We start from the raw sequence: 16,596 nt of genomic DNA on the forward strand, positions 1-16,596 counted from the left end.
CGGGTGGGCGTAGTGTGGGAAAAGCCGGGAGTCCGGCGGAAACGTCCCCGGACACCGGCCGCACGAGCGGGTGGTGGAGTGTGAGGCGCAAACAGCGCGGTCCGGAGGTCTTCAGGATCACCGGGGCCCGACGGAGTCTGGCCGAGGACGTCCGCGGCCGGGAACGCCGCTACGTGATCTCGATGCTGGTGCGCACCGTGTCCGTCCTGCTCACGGTGGCGCTGTGGAACGTGCAGCGCCCGCTGGCCGTGGTGACGCTGGTGTTGGGCGCGGTCCTGCCGTACGTGGCGGTGGTGATCGCCAACGCCGGGCGGGAGAACGCCCCCTCGCTTCCGGACGCCTACCTCTCCGCACCGCCCCGTGACGCCCTGGAGTCGGCCGGTGACGCAGGGGAAGCCGGCGACGGACGAACGCCGCGGTCCGGTCCCCGGACGATCCGGCAGGTCGTCCGGGAGCCGGCCGATACGCCGCCCGCTCCCGGACCGGAGCGCTCCGGTCCGGGGGACTCCGACTCCGGGGAGTCCGATGCGGGACCGGAGCGCTCGGGTGCCGAGCGAGCGCCCGGTCACGCGCGGTCCGAGCGGCGGGCCTGACACCCGCGAGCCGCTCCCGTGTACCGCCGTCGTACCGGCACCGTACCTGCACCGCGTCGCCGTCGTACCACCGTCGGAGCCGACTCGGCCGGCACGTCGGACCCCCGAGGGGGCGCGGGAAAACCTGCGACCAATCACGCCGTTCCGCTGCCCCGGTGATGGGTGCACGTGCCATACTGCCTACACGCTCCGCATCCCCCGTCGGAGCGACAGACCGACGCCGGGCGGCTCCCCCCGTGGCCGCCCGGCGTCGCCGTGTTTGTATGGGACCCGTGACCGATCCCGTGACCGACTCCCCCGCCCGTTCCGTCCCCGTCTGCTCCGCCAAGGGGTGCCGCACGGCCGCCGTGTGGGTACTGGCCTGGAACAACCCCAAGCTGCACACCCCCGAACGCCGCAAGACCTGGCTGGCCTGCGAGGAGCACCGCGAGCACCTGTCGCGCTTCCTGGGGGTGCGCGGCTTCCTCAAGGACGTGGTGCCCCTGACCGAGTGGGAGGCGGCGGAGGGCCGGGGGGACGACCCCGGCCGCAGGGACGACGGGCGGAGGACCGAGCCGGACGGCAAAGCGGAGCGCGGCGGTTCAGCCGCCGATCGATGACATCGGACGGTCGGGCTGGAGGAAGGACGGGTCGTCCAGTCCCGAGCCCGCCTTCTTCCCCCGCATCGCCGTCCTCCACAGCTCGGCGATCTCCTCGTCGGCGGCTCCCGAGCGCAGCGCGCCGCGCAGGTCCGACTCCTCACGCGCGAACAGGCAGGTGCGGACCTGGCCGTCGGCCGTGAGCCGGGTGCGGTCGCAGGCGCGGCAGAAGGGCCGGGTGACCGACGCGATCACCCCGACGCGGTGCGGTCCGCCGTCGACGAGCCACCGCTCGGCGGGGGCGGAGCCGCGGCTGTCCGCCCCCTCGGGGGTGAGGGAGAAACGGGTGCGCAGCGAGGCCAGGATGTCCCCCGCGGTGACCATGCCCTCGCGTCGCCAGCCGTGTTGGGCGTCGAGCGGCATCTGTTCGATGAACCGCAGCTCGTAGTTCCGCTCGATCGCCCAGGCGAGCAGGTCCGGGGCCTCGTCCTCGTTGAGCCCGGGCATCAGCACGGCGTTGACCTTGACCGGGGCGAGGCCGGCCGCACGGGCCGCCGCCAGGCCCCGTAGGACGTCTCCGTGCCGCTTGCGGCGGGTCATCCTGGCGAACGTCCCCGCGTCGAGGGTGTCGAGGGAGACGTTGACGCGGTCCAGTCCGGCCTCGCGCAGTGCGTCGGCGGTGCGCTCCAGTCCGATGCCGTTGGTGGTCAGCGACAGTTGCGGGCGGGGGTCCAGAGCCGCGCAGCGCTCCACGATGCCCACCAGTCCGGGACGGAGCAGGGGTTCGCCTCCGGTGAAGCGGACCTCCTCCACACCGAGCAGGGTCACGGCGATCCGCACCAGGCGGACCACCTCGTCGTCCGTGAGCAGCTCCGGTTTGGCGAGCCACTGGAGGCCTTCCTCCGGCATGCAGTACGTGCACCGCAGGTTGCACCGGTCGGTGAGCGATACGCGCAGATCGGTGGCGACCCGGCCATAGGTGTCCAGCAGCATGCAGGCGGTCCCTCCCACGGATGGACGTCTCCCGGCCAGCCTACGCGAGAGGCGCGCCGCTCCGCGGGGGACACGAAGCGGGGACGGTGTTCCGGCGGACCGGGCCCTTTCCTGCCGTTGCCCTGTGCCGCCAGGAGCGATAGCTTCCGACGTCATACATCCGTGCGGTCAAATCCGATTACCGAACGGCATGTTGCGATCCTCTCGTGCTCACACAGACATGGAGCTCCCATGGCATCGAGACCCTCCAGCCGACGCCGCGCCGTGGCAGTGCCGGTCGGGTTGGCGCTGACCGCCTCCCTGGCCCTGCTGCCCGGAGTCGGTACGGCGCTGGCGCAGGAAGCCGACGCACCGGCGGTCACGCGCACGGCTGAAGACGGCGAGAAGCTGTCGTACGTGGTCAACACCTCCTCCACCCACCCCGGCACGGTCAACCGGGTGAGGAAGGAGATAGCCAGGGCCGGCGGCACGGTCGTCGTCACGCACCGGAAGATCGGCGTGATCGTCGCCCATTCGGCCGACCCGGGCTTCGCCGAGCGGATGCGCCAGGTGCGCGGCGTGGAGTCCGCCGGTGCCACCCGCACCGCGCCGCTGAGGACCGCGGGCACCACCGAGGTCGGAGCGCCGCAGTACGTGGCGGAGAAGGCCCGCGCGAGCGCGACCGCCGACACGGCCGCCGAGGGCGAGCCGCTGGAGGCCGACCTGTGGGGGCTGCGGGCCATCCGCGCCGACGAGGCCGCCAAGATCAACCCGGGCAGTGACCGGGTCACGGTGGCGGTCATCGACACCGGCGTCGACGACACCCACCCGGACCTGGCCCCGAACTTCTCCGCGGGTCAGTCGGCGAACTGCGTCGGCGGCGTGGCCGACACCAGTGAGGGCGCCTGGCGTCCGTACACCGACGGCGACTACCACGGCACGCACGTCGCGGGCACCATCGCCGCGGCGCGCAACGGCGTCGGTGTGGCGGGGGTCGCGCCGGGCGTGAAGGTCGCCTCCATCAAGGTGAGCGAGCCGGACACCAGCCTCTTCTACCCGGAGGCCGTGATCTGCGCGTTCGTCTTCGCGGCCGACAAGGGCGTGGAGATCACCAACAACAGCTACTACGTCGACCCGTACCTGTACAACTGCAAGGACGACGCCGACCAGGGCGCGGTCGTGGAGGCGCTCGACCGGGCCGCGCGCTACGCCGAGCGCAAGGGCACCCTGCACATCGCCTCGGCGGGCAACTCCAACCACGACCTCGCCTCCGACGAGATCCTGGACGCCTCCAGCCCGAACGACACCACTCCGGTCGAGCGGACCGTCGACCCGTCCGAGTGCCTGAACCTGCCGACCCAGTTGCCGGGCGTGGTCACGGTCACGGCGACGGGCGTGCAGGACCTGAAGTCGTACTACTCCAGCTACGGCCACCGGGTCGCCGACGTCGCCGCGCCGGGCGGCGACCGGTACCAGATCCCGGACACCCCGTCGGGCAACGGCCGGATCCTGTCGACCATGCCCAACGACTCGTACGCCTTCCTGCAGGGCACCTCGATGGCCAGTCCGCACGTCGCGGGCGTGGCCGCGCTGCTGAAGAGCGAACACCCCTGGGCGAGCCCGGCGATGATCCAACTGATGCTCAAGGCGCAGGCGGACAACCCCGGTTGCCCGGAGACCTACGACCCGGACGGCAACGGCGTCGAGGACTCCACCTGCGAGGGCGGGCGGAACGTCAACGGCTTCTACGGCCACGGCATCGTGGACGCCCTGGACGCCGTCAAGTGACGGCGTCCCGCCCCGCCCGCCCCGTGTCCGCCGGCGCGTGGCGGCGGACACGGGGCGGGGCGTGGCGGGCGGCCTGACGCGCCGTCGGCTCCCTCAGGACGCGGACGACAGGGAGGGGTCGGACCCGGCGGGTTCGGCCCCTTCCGCCGTCCGTGCCCGCCCCCTCCCGCCCGGGGCCGGGGATGCGGCGACGGCCGGGGCGGCCGGGCCGCCCGAGGGCTGCCAGCCGGGGCCGCGGAAGAGCCGTCCGGCCCTCTCCCGCCAGTCGCGGGCGGCCCGCAGGTCCCGGGCGATGGCCACGTACTCGTGGGTGGCCACGCGCAGCGGGTTGTAGGTGTCGATGTTCTTGGTCAGGCCATAGACGCACGGCTCGGTCTCGGGCTCGAAGGTCTTGAAGAGGCGGTCCCAGACGATGAGGATCCCGCCGAAGTTGCGGTCCAGGTAGTTGCCCTGCGAGGCGTGGTGGACACGGTGGTGCGAGGGCGTGTTGAGGGCGAACTCGACGGGCCGGGGCAGGCGGCCGATGCGCTCGGTGTGGATCCAGAACTGGTAGACCAGGTTGACCGAGGAACAGAAGGCGAGCGCGGCGGGGTGCACCCCGCAGGCGATCAGCGGCAGGTAGAACGGCCAGACGGTCAGGGACGTCCAGGGCTGGCGCAGCGCGGTGGTGAGGTTGAACTTCCGGCTGGAGTGGTGCACCACGTGGCAGGCCCACAGGACGCGGACGACGTGGTGGCCGCGGTGGGACCAGTAGTAGAAGAAGTCCTGCGCGAGCAGCATCAGCGGCAGCGTCCACCACTCGATCGGGACGCGCAGTGGAGTCAGCGCGTAGACCGCCGAGTAGATCGCCACGGTGGGGATCTTCCACAGGGCGTCGAAGAAGAGGCTGCCCAACCCCATGGCGAGGCTGGTGGCGGAGTCCTTGGCCTCGTACCCGGCGACGGGGCTGTCGGGCTCCTCGGGGTGGAGGTGGTGGCCGACCGCCTCCAGGGCCGTCAGCAGCAGGAAGGCCGGGATGGACCACAGCACGACATCGGGAAGGTTCGGCACGCTCGGCATGCGGGCACCGTAGGGCCGTCGGGGAGGAACGGCCAGACTCTGTTACCGACAAGTATGCGAGACGGTTCGTCAGCGGCTCCGGCCACCGGCACGACCTGCGACGATGTGGAGCTGTCAGTGAGGACCCGTATTCTCTGGAACCATGCTCGATGATCCGTCGGCGGCCGAAACGCTGCCCCCAGCGCACTCCAGCGGCCCGGCATGGCCCACCGAATACCCCGACGGCTATGCCGTGGTGGACGTGGAGACCACGGGACTCGCCCGGGACGACCGGATCGTCTCCGCGGCCGTCTACCGGCTGGACGCCCGGGGGAACGTGATCGACCACTGGTACACCCCGGTCAACCCGCAGCGGGACCCGGGCCCGACCTGGATCCACGGTTTGACGAGCGAGATACTGGCCGACGCCCCGCTCTTCCCCCAGATCGCCGAGGAGTTCGCCGAGCGGCTGCGGGGCAGGGTGCTGGTCGCGCACAACGCCGTCTTCGACTGGTCGATGATCGCCCGCGAGTACGCCCGCGCCCGCCTGGAGGCCCCCGTGCGGCAGCGGCTGTGCACCATCGCCCTCTCCAAGGAGCTGGAGCTGCCCCTGCCCAACCACCGGCTGGAGAGCCTCGCCGCGCACTACGGCGTCGTACAGCGTCGGGCACACCACGCGCTGGACGACGCCCGGGTGCTGGCCGAGGCGTTCCGGCCGAGCCTCCATCTGGCCGCGCGGGACGGCATACGCCTGCCTCTGCTGGCCTGCACACCGCTCACCGAGTGGAACGACAGCGTCACCTCGGCCGGGTCCGCGGGCCGTTCCCGCACCCGCTCCCTGGGGTGGCGCCCCTCGCGCAAGCGGCCCCCGTGCCCGTACCCCAACCCCGGGCGGTATGAGCCGGGCGGGCCCCTCGTCCAGGGCATGCGGGTGGCGATCTCCGGCGACACCTCCGTGGACCGGGAGCTGTTGGAGGACCGGGCGACCGAGGCCGGGCTCCACATCGCGAGCGGTGTCTCCCGCCTCACCAGTCTCCTGGTCACCAACGACCCCGATTCCGGCACCTCCAAGGTCGCCAAGGCACGCGCCTACGGCACCCCGGTGATCGACGAGGCCGCCTTCACCCAACTGCTGAGGGACGTGGCCCCCGCCCCCGAGCGGTGACGGACGGCGGGGTACCGTCGGGAACGTGCCGTTCGTACCGTCCGCGTATCGCTTCCTGCTCTCCCGACAGTGGGTGGTCCTCACCCTCGTCGCGCTCCTGTTGATCCCGGTGATGGTGCGGCTGGGCTTCTGGCAGCTGCACCGGCACGAGGACCGGGTGGCGCGGAACGAGCTGATCGCCGAGAGTCTGGCCACGCCCGCCGTGCCCGTCGACGAGCTGACCGCTCCCGGTCGCGGCCCGGACGACGACGACCGTTACCGCACCGTCCGGGCGACCGGCGTCTACGCCACCGACGACGAGGTCGTCGTGCGCCAGCGGACCGCCGCCGACGGCCGGAGCATCGGCTACCACGTGATCACCCCGCTGGTGCGTGAGGACGGCACGGCCGTGCTGGTCAACCGCGGCTGGGTCCCCACCGGGGAGGACCTGACGGAGTTCCCCGAGGTGCCCGCGCCCCCGTCCGGGGAGGTCACCGTGACCGGGCGGCTGATGGCCGACGAGAGCGAGGGGAGCGGCGTCCGGGACCGGGAAGGGCTGCCGCCCCGCCAGGTGATGCTGATCGACAGCGAGCGGATGGCCAAGGAGTGGGGCCGTCCCGTCCTCGGCGGTTACGTCGCCCTGGAGGAGACCTCCCCGCGTCCCTCGGGCGAGCAGCCCGAACTCGTTCCCGAACCGGACCACAGCGGCATCGGCGCGCACCTGGCCTACGCCTTCCAGTGGTGGCTGTTCGCCGCGGCCGTGCCCGTCGGATGGGTGGTCCTGGTCCGACGGGAGCGGCGGGAACGGACGGCCGGGCCGACCGGGACCGACGGTTCCGGCGCCGGAGACGCTCGGGACGAGGAGGGGCGGCCCTCGGTGGAGGAGGACCGGTCCGCCGTTCCGGCCGCCCCGACTGCCGGCCGGGAGGGCCGGGCGGCAGACTGATCCCCATGGATCTCGGACTGCAGGACAAGGTGTACATCATCACCGGCGCCACCCGGGGGCTGGGCTTCGCCGCCGCCCGCGCGTTGACGGCCGACGGCGCGAAGGTGGTCGTCACCGGCCGCGACGGGGAGGCGGTGGCCGATGCCGCCGCACGGCTGGGTGGGAGCGCATCGGGTGTCGCGGCGGACAACGCCGACCCGACCACGGCCGACCGCCTGGTCACGGCCGCCCTCGAGAGGCACGGGCGCCTCGACGGAATCCTGATCAGCGTCGGCGGCCCGCCGGCCGGTTCCCACGAGGACATCACCGACGACCAGTGGCAGGCGTCGTTCGAGTCGGTCTTCCTCGGTGCGGTCCGCCTGGCCCGCGCCGCTGCCGCCCGACTGGTGGAGGGCGGGGTGATCGGCTTCGTCCTCTCCGGCTCGGTGCACGAGCCGATCGCCGGGCTGACGGTCTCCAACGGACTGCGCCCCGGACTGGCGGGCTTCGCCAAGTCGCTCGCGAACGAGCTGGGACCGCGCGGCGTCCGGGTCGTCGGACTGCTGCCGGGACGCATCGACACCGACCGGGTGCGCACCCTGGACGCGCTCTCGGGGGACGCCGACGCCGCCCGCGAGCGCAGCTCGGCCGCGATCCCGCTGCGTCGCTACGGCACCCCGGAGGAGTTCGGCAGGGCGGCGGCGTTCCTGCTCTCCCCCGCCGCCTCCTACGTCAACGGTGTGATGCTCCCGATCGACGGCGGCGCCCGCCACGGTTTCTGATCCCGTCGAGCGGACGGTCCCGTGCGCGGCTTCCGGAGGCCTCGCGCGGGACCGCTTCCGCGAGTCCGCTACTCGCCGAGACCGGCCAGGTCGCGCAGTCTGCGCGCCTGAGCGGCGCGCTCGGCCGCGCGCTGCTCGTCGTAGGTGCGCTCCGCGGCGCCCCGCAGCAGCGCCTTGGTCTCGACCACCGCGTCGCGCGGGGCGGCGATCAGAGCGGCGGTCAGGTCGGCGGTGGCGTCCTCCAGTTCGGCGGCGGGCACCACCAGGTTGGCCAGGCCGATCCGCTCGGCCTCTTCGGCGTGGACGAAGCGCCCCGTCGCGCAGATCTCCAGGGCGCGGGCGTACCCGACCAGGGAGACGAGCGGGTGCGTCCCGGTGAGGTCGGGGACGAGCCCGAGGCTGGTCTCGCGCATCGCGAACCGTGCGTCGTCGGCGCACACCCGCAGGTCACAGGCGAGGGCGAGCTGGAAGCCGGCGCCGACGGCATGGCCCTGGACGGCGGCGATGCTCACCAGGTCGTTCCGCCGCCACCAGGTGAAGGCCTCCTGGTACCCGGCGATGGCGGCGTCCAGTTCGGCGTCGGAGCCGCGTGCCAGGTCGACGAAGGACGGCTCGCCTTCGAATCCCTCCGGTGTCAGGGCCTGTCGGTCCAGCCCGGCGGAGAAGGACGGCCCCTCGCCACGCAGCACGGCGACGCGGACGTCACCGGGCAGCAGGCTGCCGGCCTCCGCCAGGGCGCGCCACATCGCGAAGGTCTGGGCGTTGCGCTTGTCCGGACGGGCGAGCGTGACCGTCGCCACGGCGCCGTCCACGGCGAGTCGCACGCCGTCCTTGTCGAGCAGGGTCATGAGGTCTCCCGGGGCTCTCCACGGTCAGGAAGTGACTGAAGAGTAACCACCCGGTCGGGCAGGCGGCCGACCGGGTGGTGTGCTCGGGGACCACCTCCGGTCTCAGGACGATGTGGTCTTCTTGCCCCGCGTCGCACCGCCGCGACCGCGCAGGGTCACGCCGGACTCGCTGAGCATCCGGTGCACGAAACCGTAGGAGCGGCCGGTTTCCTCGGCCAGCGCCCTGATGCTCGCACCGGAGTCGTACTTCTTCTTGAGGTCAGCCGCGAGCTTCTCGCGCGCGGCGCCGGTAACCCGGCTGCCCTTCTTCAGAGTCTCGGCCACCCGTGCCTCCTCATGGGAAGTGCGCTCTGGACTCTCATGATCACCCCTTGCCGGTTTTCTGGCCACCCATTCGACAAGGTCCGTGAGGCGACCTCGGCCGCCTCACGGGGACGCCGGCCCTCCGGAACAGGGCGCCGTGCCGGGCCCCGGCACGGCGCACGAACCCGACAACGACGAAAAGCGCAGGTCAGAGAGTTTGGGGTGGTTCATACCTTCCGGGGAGAGGTATGAACCACACCGAGCGCGCTCTCGACACGCGGCCGCGCCGGGGTACCAGTCGATCTCACTCAGATGATGGATCAAGCGTCGGCCGAATGATCCAGAACGGTGTGATCGGATGGGATCACCGCACGGCGGACGGCGCCGCGCGCCTCAGGCGAGCGCCACGAGCTCCGCGTACTCCTCGCCCCACAGGTCCTCCACGCCGTCCGGCAGCAGGATGATCCGTTCGGGCTGGAGGGCGTCCACCGCTCCCTCGTCGTGCGTGACCAGCACCACCGCGCCGGTGAAGGTGCGCAGGGCGCCGAGGATCTCCTCACGGCTGGCGGGGTCGAGGTTGTTGGTGGGCTCGTCCAGCAGCAGCACGTTGGCCGAGGAGACCACCAGTGTGGCCAGCGCCAGTCGGGTCTTCTCCCCGCCGGAGAGCACCCCCGCCGGCTTGTCCACGTCGTCGCCGGAGAACAGGAACGAGCCGAGCACCTTCCGCACCTCGACCATGTCCATGTCGGGTGCGGCCGAGCGCATGTTCTCCAGCACCGTGCGGTCCGGGTCGAGCGTCTCGTGCTCCTGCGCGTAGTAGCCCAGCTTCAGACCGTGCCCGGCGACGACCCGGCCGGTGTCGGGCTTCTCCACCCCGGCCAGCAGGCGCAGCAGCGTGGTCTTGCCGGCGCCGTTGAGGCCGAGGATGACCACCCGGGAGCCCTTGTCGACGGCGAGCGAGAGGTCGGTGAAGATCTCCAGGGAGCCGTAGGACTTGGACAGGCCCTCGGCCATCAGCGGCGTCTTCCCGCAGGGCGCCGGCTCGGGGAAGCGCAGCTTGGCGACCTTGTCGGACTGCCGCTCCTCCTCCAGCCCCGCCAGCAGCCGCTCGGCGCGGCGCGCCATGTTCTGCGCGGCGACGGTCTTGGTGGCCTTGGCGCGCATCTTGTCGGCCTGGGCGTTGAGCGCGGCGGCCTTCTTCTCCGCGTTGGCCCGCTCGCGCTTGCGGCGCTTCTCGTCCGCCTCCCGCTGGGCCAGGTACTGCTTCCAGCCCATGTTGTAGATGTCGATGCGGGCGCGGTTGGCATCGAGGTAGAAGACCTTGTTGACGACCGTCTCGACGAGGTCGACATCGTGGGAGATGACGACGAAGCCGCCCCGGTAGGTCTTCAGGAAGTCGCGCAGCCAGACGATCGAGTCGGCGTCGAGGTGGTTGGTCGGCTCGTCCAGCAGCAGGGTGTCGGCGTCCGAGAAGAGGATGCGGGCCAGCTCCACGCGGCGCCGCTGACCGCCGGAGAGGGTGTGGAGCGGCTGCCCGAGCACACGGTCGGGCAGTCCCAGGCTGGCGGCGATCGTGGCGGCCTCGGCCTCGGCCGCGTAGCCGCCCTTGGTGAGGAACTCCGTCTCCAGCCGCTCGTACTTCCGCATGGCCCGCTCGCGGGTGGCGCCCTGCCCGTTGGCCATCCGGTCCTCGTTCTCGCGCATCCTGCGCAGCACGGTGTCCAGGCCGCGGGCGGAGAGGATGCGGTCGCGGGCGAGGGCGTCGAGGTCGCCGGTGCGCGGGTCCTGGGGCAGGTAGCCGACCTCGCCGGTGCGGGTGATGGTCCCGGCGGCGGGGACGCCCTCCCCCGCCAGGCACCGGGTGAGGGTGGTCTTGCCGGCACCGTTGCGGCCGACGAGGCCGATGCGGTCGCCCCTGGCGACACGGAAGGAAGCGGACTCGAGGAGGACTCGGGCGCCGGCGCGCAGCTCGAGTCCGGTGGCGGTGATCACGGAAACACTCCAGGGCAGGGTGGACGCACGGACGTCGTCGGTCGTGGGGCTGGGGAGACGGTCGTACGCCGCTAATGCACGAGGAGATACGCCATGACGCCAGTCTAACGGCGCCGCGCAACCGGTTTTCCGCCCCGCCCTGATCCCCTCCCGGCCCCCGCCCGTGCCCGCGGCCGGGGCGTGGGACGCGGTCCCGGCGCCCCGCCCGGTGCGGAGCCGGGCCGGGGCGCCGGAGCGTCACACGTCGGTCACGCCTCGCCGGTGTGGACCTGGAAGGCGGCCCGGCGCGCCGCTCTGGCCAGCGCCGGGTCCGGATGGGACGCGGCGAGCGCGACCAGCACCTGGACGGTGCGGGGGTGGCCGGTGGCCCGCACTTCCTCCAGGAGTTCGGGAACGCTGCCCTGCACCGCCGATTCCAGGTGTTCCACCAGCACCCGTCCCTCGCCGTGGTCGGCGACGGCCGCGGCGGTGTCCACCCACAGCCAGGTGGCCTCCTGCCGGGTGAGCACTCCCGGGGCCCCGTCCGCCAGGTCGGCGGGGTCGGCTCCGTCGTGCTCGGCGAGCCAGAGCAGGGCGTAGGGGCGCAGGGTCGGCTCCTGGGCCACCCGGCGGACGGACGGCTCGGCCGGCGCGCCCACGACGCGCAGCGCCTCGAAGGCCAGACCGCGGATGAGGGCGTCCTCCCCACGCGCCGCGTCCAGGAGTTCGGCGACGGCCGGACCGGTGGGTCGGGCGGCCAGCCAGGCGCGGTACTCGGCGCGGGCCTCCCCGGGCGAGAGCCGGGCACAGCCGCGCAGCATGTCCTCGGCGGGCCGTTCGATGTTCCCGGCGGGGCTCTGGGCGGCGACGCAGATCTGCTCCAGCTTCACCCACACCGCCCAGTTGCCCAGCGGGGTGAGCACCGCCTGCCCGGGACGGCCCCTCTCGTCCTCGGCGCAGCGGGTGAGCGCCCCGACGGAGGCGAGTCCGTCCAGCGCCCAGTCCAGCAACGTCGGCAGGTCCCGCGCGGCGCCGGCACCGCCTCCCGCGCCCGGGGGCCTTCCCCCGGCGGAACCCGTGGGGGCCTTCGCGGGGGCCCCCTCCGAACCGTCCGCGGGCGGGTCGGACACCGGGGTGCCGTCGCGTTCGGCGCGGAGCTCCTCGATGCGTCGCCGCAACAGGTCGAGCAGGACCGGTACGGTCACCGGCCCGGAGGACAGGTGCATCACGGACAGGAACTGCGGTGCCGCCACGACGACCTCGCCCACCGCCGCCGGGTCGGCGTCGGCGGGAGCCGGATGGGCCAGCGACCAGGCGTCGAAGAGGGCGACCCAACCGCGCAGCACGGCGGAGTCGTCACGGTCCCAGGCGCGCAGCCGCCAGCCGGGCACGGCGGTGCCGTCGTGCAGCTCGATGAGGCCGGCGAGGCGGGCGCGGTCCCAGTGGAGGGGCACCTGCTCCACCGGTATGCGCAGCTCGGCCGCCGCCCGTTCGGCGTCCGTCACCGGCGACAGACCGGTGCCCTCCGCCCAGCGGGCGAGGCGTACGGCCTCGCTGAGGCAGGCCCGTGCCTGACGGGCCAGTTGGTCACGGGGAGGCACCCCCTCGGGGGGCCGTGGCGCACTCCGCCGGCGGCGCGAGCCCACGGCTCGGCGCGCGGCGGCGAGAGGCTGTCGGGAAACGAGGCGCAGCCGGGTGTCTCGCGGAGTACGGGACGTCACGGGAGCAGTGTTGTTGATGACGGCCCGAAAGCCCAAACGGCCCCGGTCCGACCTCACATGAGCGGCGTCAGGAACCGGCGCAGCGCCTCCTCGTAGCGGCGCGGGTCGGCGTTCCACATGGCGGCGTGCGGGGCTTGTCGGACGATGTGCAACGACACCAGGTCGGGCCGCCGTTCGGCCAGTTCGCGGGAGGGTTCCCAGGGCGCGACGGTGTCGTCGGGGCCGTGGAGGAGGAGCGTGGGAAGCTCCAGCGTCGCGGGGTCGGCCACCTCCGGACGGGGCCGGTGGTCCAACCGTGCGCGGCCCTGTGCGGCGCGCACCGCCAGCGGCAGCAGCGGCCCGGGGACGTGGCGGGCGGCGGCCAGGGAGCGCAGGGTCGCCCGCCAGTCGAGCACGGGCGAGTCCAGGATCAGTCCCCTGACGCGGTCGCGGACCGGGGAGTTCGCCGCGGCGCGCAGCGCCATGGTGGCTCCGGTGGACCAGCCGTACAGGACGACGCCCCTCGCGCCGTGGTCCGCGGCGTGGCGGATCGCGGCGTCCAGGTCGCGCCACTCGGAGTCGCCCAGGTGTCCGGTGCCGTCGGGGGACCGGGGCGCTCCCGGGTCGCCCCGGTAGGCCGGGACGAGCACCGGCAGGCCCAGGTCGTGGAGGAAGGGCAGGACGTTCAGGGGGTGCTCGCGCGTGGCGCCCAGGCCGTGCACGGCGATCACCCAGATGTCGCGGAGGGCCGGCAGGTACCACGCGGGCAGGGCACCGAGTTCGCCGGGGATCTCCACGTCCGTGTGGTCCAGGCCGAGGGCGTCGCGCGGGTTGCCGGTGTGCAACTGCGGGGTCAGGCGCACCCGGTCGCCGGTGGCGAGCCGGCCGCGGTCGACGCGTTCCAGCCGCCGCACCACGGTGTCGGCGGTGGTGGGCAGGTCGAGCACGGGACCGACGACGGCGTGCCGGCCCGGCCCGGTGAGCGCGTAGGTGCCCGGTAGCCGGGTGGCCGGTGAACGGGTCAGGGTGATCCGTCCCGCGGCGGTGGCGTGCACCGTCAGCGACGGACCCTGGAAGCCGGCGGGCAGGGAACGGCCGGAGGACGGCCGGAGGGCGGAGACGGCCGCGTACCGGCCGGCCACGACCGCGGCCGTGCCGGTGCCGAGCAGGGTGGTGGCGGTCAGCATCGCCGTTTTGCGCAGACTCATCCTGCCCAGGATGGCGGGACGACGGCGATCGGGCCAGTGGGGCGCCCCCGGCGCGCCCCCGGCGGGCGGGCGCGGCGGTGCCCTCCCGGACCCGGTGGCGGAGCGCGGTGGCGCGGGCCGCTCAGTCGGGCTGCCCGTAGCCGCGCAGTCGTTCGGCGACGCGGTCCAGTTCCGCGGGCGACAGCAGGGAGGGGGTGTGGTTCGGCACGGAGGCGGCGGCGAGCCAGACCCGGCACGTCCACTCCAGTTGGGCGGTGGCGTCGTACGCCCGGCGGAGGCCGTCGGCGTACACCAGCGTGCCGTGGTTGCGCAGCAGGCAGCCACTGCGGCCGCGCAGGGCCTCCAGGGCTCCCGCGGCCAGCTCCTCGCTGCCGTAGGTGGCGTACGGGGCGACACGCACCGGGCCGCCCAGCGCGGCGATCGCGTAGTGGATCGCGGGGAGTTCGTCGACGAGCGTGGAGACGGCGGTGGCGTGCACCGCGTGGGTGTGGACGATCGCCCTCGCGTCGGTGGCGCGGTAGACCGCCAGGTGCATGGGCAGTTCGCTGGTGGGCAGCAGGTCCCCGGCCACCCGCCGGCCCGCCAGGTCGACCGCGCACAACTCGTCCGGCCCGAGCCGGTCGTAGGGCACTCCGCTGGGTGTGACCAGGACGGTGTCGTCCACCCGCACCGAGACGTTCCCCGAGGTGCCGACGACCAGTCCGTCGACCACCGTCCTGCGGGCCGTCTCCACCAGTTCGTCCCAGGCGTCGCTCCAGGCGTCGCTCCAGGCGTCGGTCCGGGCATCGGTCCGGGTCGGCCGCATCCGTGTCCACCTCCGGCGGAGGACTGTAGCGCGGCGACGGCGGCACGGGGGGGGGCGCCCCGGGCGTTCGAGCGCCGGGTGGGGCGTTCGGGTACCTCATCGCGCGCTCCTGCGCACACAGGTTCCGTGAGACACCATGAATCCGTTCTCAGTTCACCTTGCGTTCACCCGAGGTCCCTACGTTCGCCGAGTACCGCCCCTTCGACTGATTGCCTGGGTGAGATGGAAAACATCACGCTTCTCATCGGGATCGTGATCGTCACAGCCTTGGTGTTCGACTTCACCAACGGCTTCCACGACACGGCCAACGCGATGGCCACCACCATTTCCACCGGGGCTCTCAGGCCCAAGACGGCGGTGGCGATGTCGGCGATCCTCAACCTCGTCGGAGCCTTCGTCTCGGTCGAGGTCGCCGCGACCATTTCCAAGGGTCTCATCAACGAGGACGCCGGAATCGAACCCGCGGTGATCTTCGCCGGACTGGTCGGCGCCATCATCTGGAACCTGCTGACCTGGCTGGCCGGCCTCCCCTCCAGCTCCTCGCACGCCCTCATGGGCGGTCTGATCGGCGCGACGGTCGCCTCCGTCGGCATCGGCGCGGTCTCCTTCGACGCGGTCGTGATGAAGGTCCTGATCCCGGCCGTGGTAGCCCCCCTGGTGGCCGGAATCGCCGCGATGCTCGCCACCCGGCTCACCTACCGCCTCAGCCGGAACAGCGACGAGCAGGAGGTCGCCAAGGGGTACCGGGCCGGACAGATCGCCTCGGCCGCCCTGGTCTCCCTCGCCCACGGCACCAACGACGCGCAGAAGACGATGGGCGTCATCACCCTGGCCCTGATCTCGGGCGGCGTACTCGGCGCCGACGCCGACCCGCCGCTGTGGGTCATCGCCTCGGCGGGCATCGCCATCGCGCTGGGCACCTACCTGGGCGGCTGGCGCATCATCCGCACCATGGGCAAGGGCCTCACCGACATCCGTCCGGCGCAGGGCTTCGCCGCGCAGACCAGCTCGGCCGTCACCATCCTGGCCTCCTCCCACCTGGGCTTCGCCCTCTCCACCACCCAGGTCTGCTCCGGCTCGATCATGGGATGCGGCCTGGGTCGCAAGGGCGGCGCGGTGCGCTGGAGCACCGCGGGCCGCATGGTCGCCGCCTGGGGCCTGACCCTCCCGGCCGCCGGTCTGGTCGCCGCGGGGTCCGCCCTGCTGGCCACCCAGGGCGACTGGGGCGTCACCACGGTCGCGATCCTGGCCGTGCTCGCCGTCGCCGCCATCTGGTTCGCCTCCCGTCGGGAGCCGGTGGACCACACCAACGTCAACGACGTCGAGCCGACCGCCACCGAGCGGCAGGGGACCGAGGACCCGGGCGTGGTCACCGCTGCCCTGCAGGCCGTCGCGCCGCCGCCGACCACCGCCGCCCTGGGGGACGCCGAGGCGACCGACCGGGACGACCGGGCCGGGAAGACCACCGTCTCCGCCCCGTGAGGCACCGACCCGCCACATCCCCCCGTCCCGTACCCACGCGGATCCCGCACGGGTCGTAAGTCGCAAAGGAAGAAGCACCATGGACATCGACTGGGCCGCTCTCGGCCAGGTCTTCGGGGTCAGCCTCGTGATGACGGTCGGCCTGGTGGGCGTGTTCACCCTGGGCATCATCGGCTCCGCCGGCGGACGCAGGGCCTCGGCCGGCACCACGTCCCCGGCCCGTCTCGGCTCCTACGCCTGCTACGCCCTGTGCGCGGCGGCCGTGGCCTACGGCATCTACATCATCGCGGCCTGAGTCCGGGCCCCGCCTCCGCTCCTTCCGCCGCCCACGGGCGGGGTCGGGGCGTCGAGGGGGCTCCCCGGACGGGCAGAGCGCCGAACGGGCGCCCGGCGGACGACGCCGGGCGCCCGTTCGGTGTTCCGGGCGCGCGCCTCGTACCGCGCGCCGACGGGCGCGCA

The 16,596-nt window shown here is 73.1% G+C and carries 16 protein-coding genes; 8 read left to right on the forward strand and 8 right to left on the reverse strand.

Features of this window, described 5'->3' with window-relative positions; all coding sequences use genetic code 11:
* The first annotated feature begins 80 nt into the window (after window positions 1–80).
* Complete coding sequence (locus tag F0L17_RS28245; protein ID WP_162465797.1) at window positions 81–593, forward strand: DUF3099 domain-containing protein; 513 nt, start codon at window positions 81–83, stop codon at window positions 591–593.
* 263 nt (window positions 594–856) lie between these two features.
* On the forward strand, window positions 857–1,192 hold the full coding sequence (locus F0L17_RS04755; protein WP_238419254.1) for a hypothetical protein: 336 nt from the start codon (window positions 857–859) through the stop codon (window positions 1,190–1,192).
* On the opposite strand, the gene moaA is transcribed toward F0L17_RS04755, so the two are convergent.
* Window positions 1,175–2,164 carry a GTP 3',8-cyclase MoaA gene (gene moaA / locus F0L17_RS04760; RefSeq protein ID WP_155073152.1) on the reverse strand — a complete coding sequence of 330 codons (990 nt, stop codon included), beginning with the start codon at window positions 2,162–2,164 and terminating at the stop codon, window positions 1,175–1,177. The two genes, F0L17_RS04755 and moaA, sit on opposite strands and share 18 nt — an antisense overlap.
* 231 nt (window positions 2,165–2,395) lie before the next feature.
* Between moaA and F0L17_RS04765 the strand changes: the two genes are divergently transcribed.
* Window positions 2,396–3,931, forward strand: a complete 1,536-nt coding sequence (locus tag F0L17_RS04765; RefSeq protein ID WP_155070092.1) for a S8 family peptidase — start codon at window positions 2,396–2,398, stop codon at window positions 3,929–3,931.
* Between the two features lie 93 nt (window positions 3,932–4,024).
* On the opposite strand, the gene F0L17_RS04770 is transcribed toward F0L17_RS04765, so the two are convergent.
* On the reverse strand, window positions 4,025–4,990 hold the full coding sequence (locus F0L17_RS04770; protein ID WP_155070093.1) for a sterol desaturase family protein: 966 nt from the start codon (window positions 4,988–4,990) through the stop codon (window positions 4,025–4,027).
* A gap of 142 nt (window positions 4,991–5,132) precedes the next feature.
* Here F0L17_RS04770 and F0L17_RS04775 point away from each other — a divergent pair, with 142 nt between their 5' ends.
* Genes F0L17_RS04775 through F0L17_RS04785 form a run of 3 tightly spaced genes read left to right on the forward strand, consistent with a single transcriptional unit; the run spans window position 5,133 to window position 7,820 of the window.
* Window positions 5,133–6,134, forward strand: a complete 1,002-nt coding sequence (locus tag F0L17_RS04775) for a DEDDh family exonuclease (RefSeq protein ID WP_155070094.1) — start codon at window positions 5,133–5,135, stop codon at window positions 6,132–6,134.
* A 25-nt stretch (window positions 6,135–6,159) separates the two neighbouring features.
* Complete coding sequence (locus tag F0L17_RS04780) at window positions 6,160–7,059, forward strand: SURF1 family cytochrome oxidase biogenesis protein (RefSeq protein WP_338017947.1); 900 nt, start codon at window positions 6,160–6,162, stop codon at window positions 7,057–7,059.
* A 5-nt stretch (window positions 7,060–7,064) separates the two neighbouring features.
* Window positions 7,065–7,820, forward strand: coding sequence for an SDR family oxidoreductase (locus tag F0L17_RS04785; protein WP_155070095.1), 756 nt, complete (start codon window positions 7,065–7,067; stop codon window positions 7,818–7,820).
* A gap of 68 nt (window positions 7,821–7,888) precedes the next feature.
* On the opposite strand, the gene F0L17_RS04790 is transcribed toward F0L17_RS04785, so the two are convergent.
* The 6 genes from F0L17_RS04790 to F0L17_RS04815 form a co-directional block, all read right to left on the reverse strand.
* Window positions 7,889–8,668 (reverse strand): enoyl-CoA hydratase/isomerase family protein, encoded by a 780-nt coding sequence (locus tag F0L17_RS04790; protein ID WP_155070096.1) that lies wholly within the window; start codon window positions 8,666–8,668, stop codon window positions 7,889–7,891.
* 102 nt (window positions 8,669–8,770) lie between these two features.
* Window positions 8,771–8,992: a helix-turn-helix domain-containing protein gene (locus F0L17_RS04795; RefSeq protein WP_338017948.1), complete on the reverse strand. Its 222-nt coding sequence runs from the start codon at window positions 8,990–8,992 to the stop codon at window positions 8,771–8,773.
* Between the two features lie 372 nt (window positions 8,993–9,364).
* Complete coding sequence (locus tag F0L17_RS04800) at window positions 9,365–10,963, reverse strand: ATP-binding cassette domain-containing protein (protein WP_162465799.1); 1,599 nt, start codon at window positions 10,961–10,963, stop codon at window positions 9,365–9,367.
* A 248-nt stretch (window positions 10,964–11,211) separates the two neighbouring features.
* Window positions 11,212–12,663 carry a hypothetical protein gene (locus F0L17_RS04805; RefSeq protein WP_162465800.1) on the reverse strand — a complete coding sequence of 484 codons (1,452 nt, stop codon included), beginning with the start codon at window positions 12,661–12,663 and terminating at the stop codon, window positions 11,212–11,214.
* A gap of 53 nt (window positions 12,664–12,716) precedes the next feature.
* Complete coding sequence (locus F0L17_RS04810; protein WP_155070099.1) at window positions 12,717–13,850, reverse strand: alpha/beta hydrolase; 1,134 nt, start codon at window positions 13,848–13,850, stop codon at window positions 12,717–12,719.
* A gap of 121 nt (window positions 13,851–13,971) precedes the next feature.
* Window positions 13,972–14,655 carry a class II aldolase/adducin family protein gene (locus F0L17_RS04815; RefSeq protein ID WP_155070100.1) on the reverse strand — a complete coding sequence of 228 codons (684 nt, stop codon included), beginning with the start codon at window positions 14,653–14,655 and terminating at the stop codon, window positions 13,972–13,974.
* A 222-nt stretch (window positions 14,656–14,877) separates the two neighbouring features.
* Between F0L17_RS04815 and F0L17_RS04820 the strand changes: the two genes are divergently transcribed.
* Both F0L17_RS04820 and F0L17_RS04825 read left to right on the forward strand, forming a co-directional pair.
* Window positions 14,878–16,137 (forward strand): inorganic phosphate transporter, encoded by a 1,260-nt coding sequence (locus tag F0L17_RS04820; RefSeq protein WP_155070101.1) that lies wholly within the window; start codon window positions 14,878–14,880, stop codon window positions 16,135–16,137.
* Between the two features lie 79 nt (window positions 16,138–16,216).
* Window positions 16,217–16,432: a hypothetical protein gene (locus F0L17_RS04825; protein ID WP_155070102.1), complete on the forward strand. Its 216-nt coding sequence runs from the start codon at window positions 16,217–16,219 to the stop codon at window positions 16,430–16,432.
* The last annotated feature ends 164 nt before the right edge of the window (window positions 16,433–16,596 follow it).

The sequence above is a fragment of the Streptomyces taklimakanensis genome, from assembly GCF_009709575.1.
GTDB lineage: Bacteria > Actinomycetota > Actinomycetes > Streptomycetales > Streptomycetaceae > Streptomyces > Streptomyces taklimakanensis.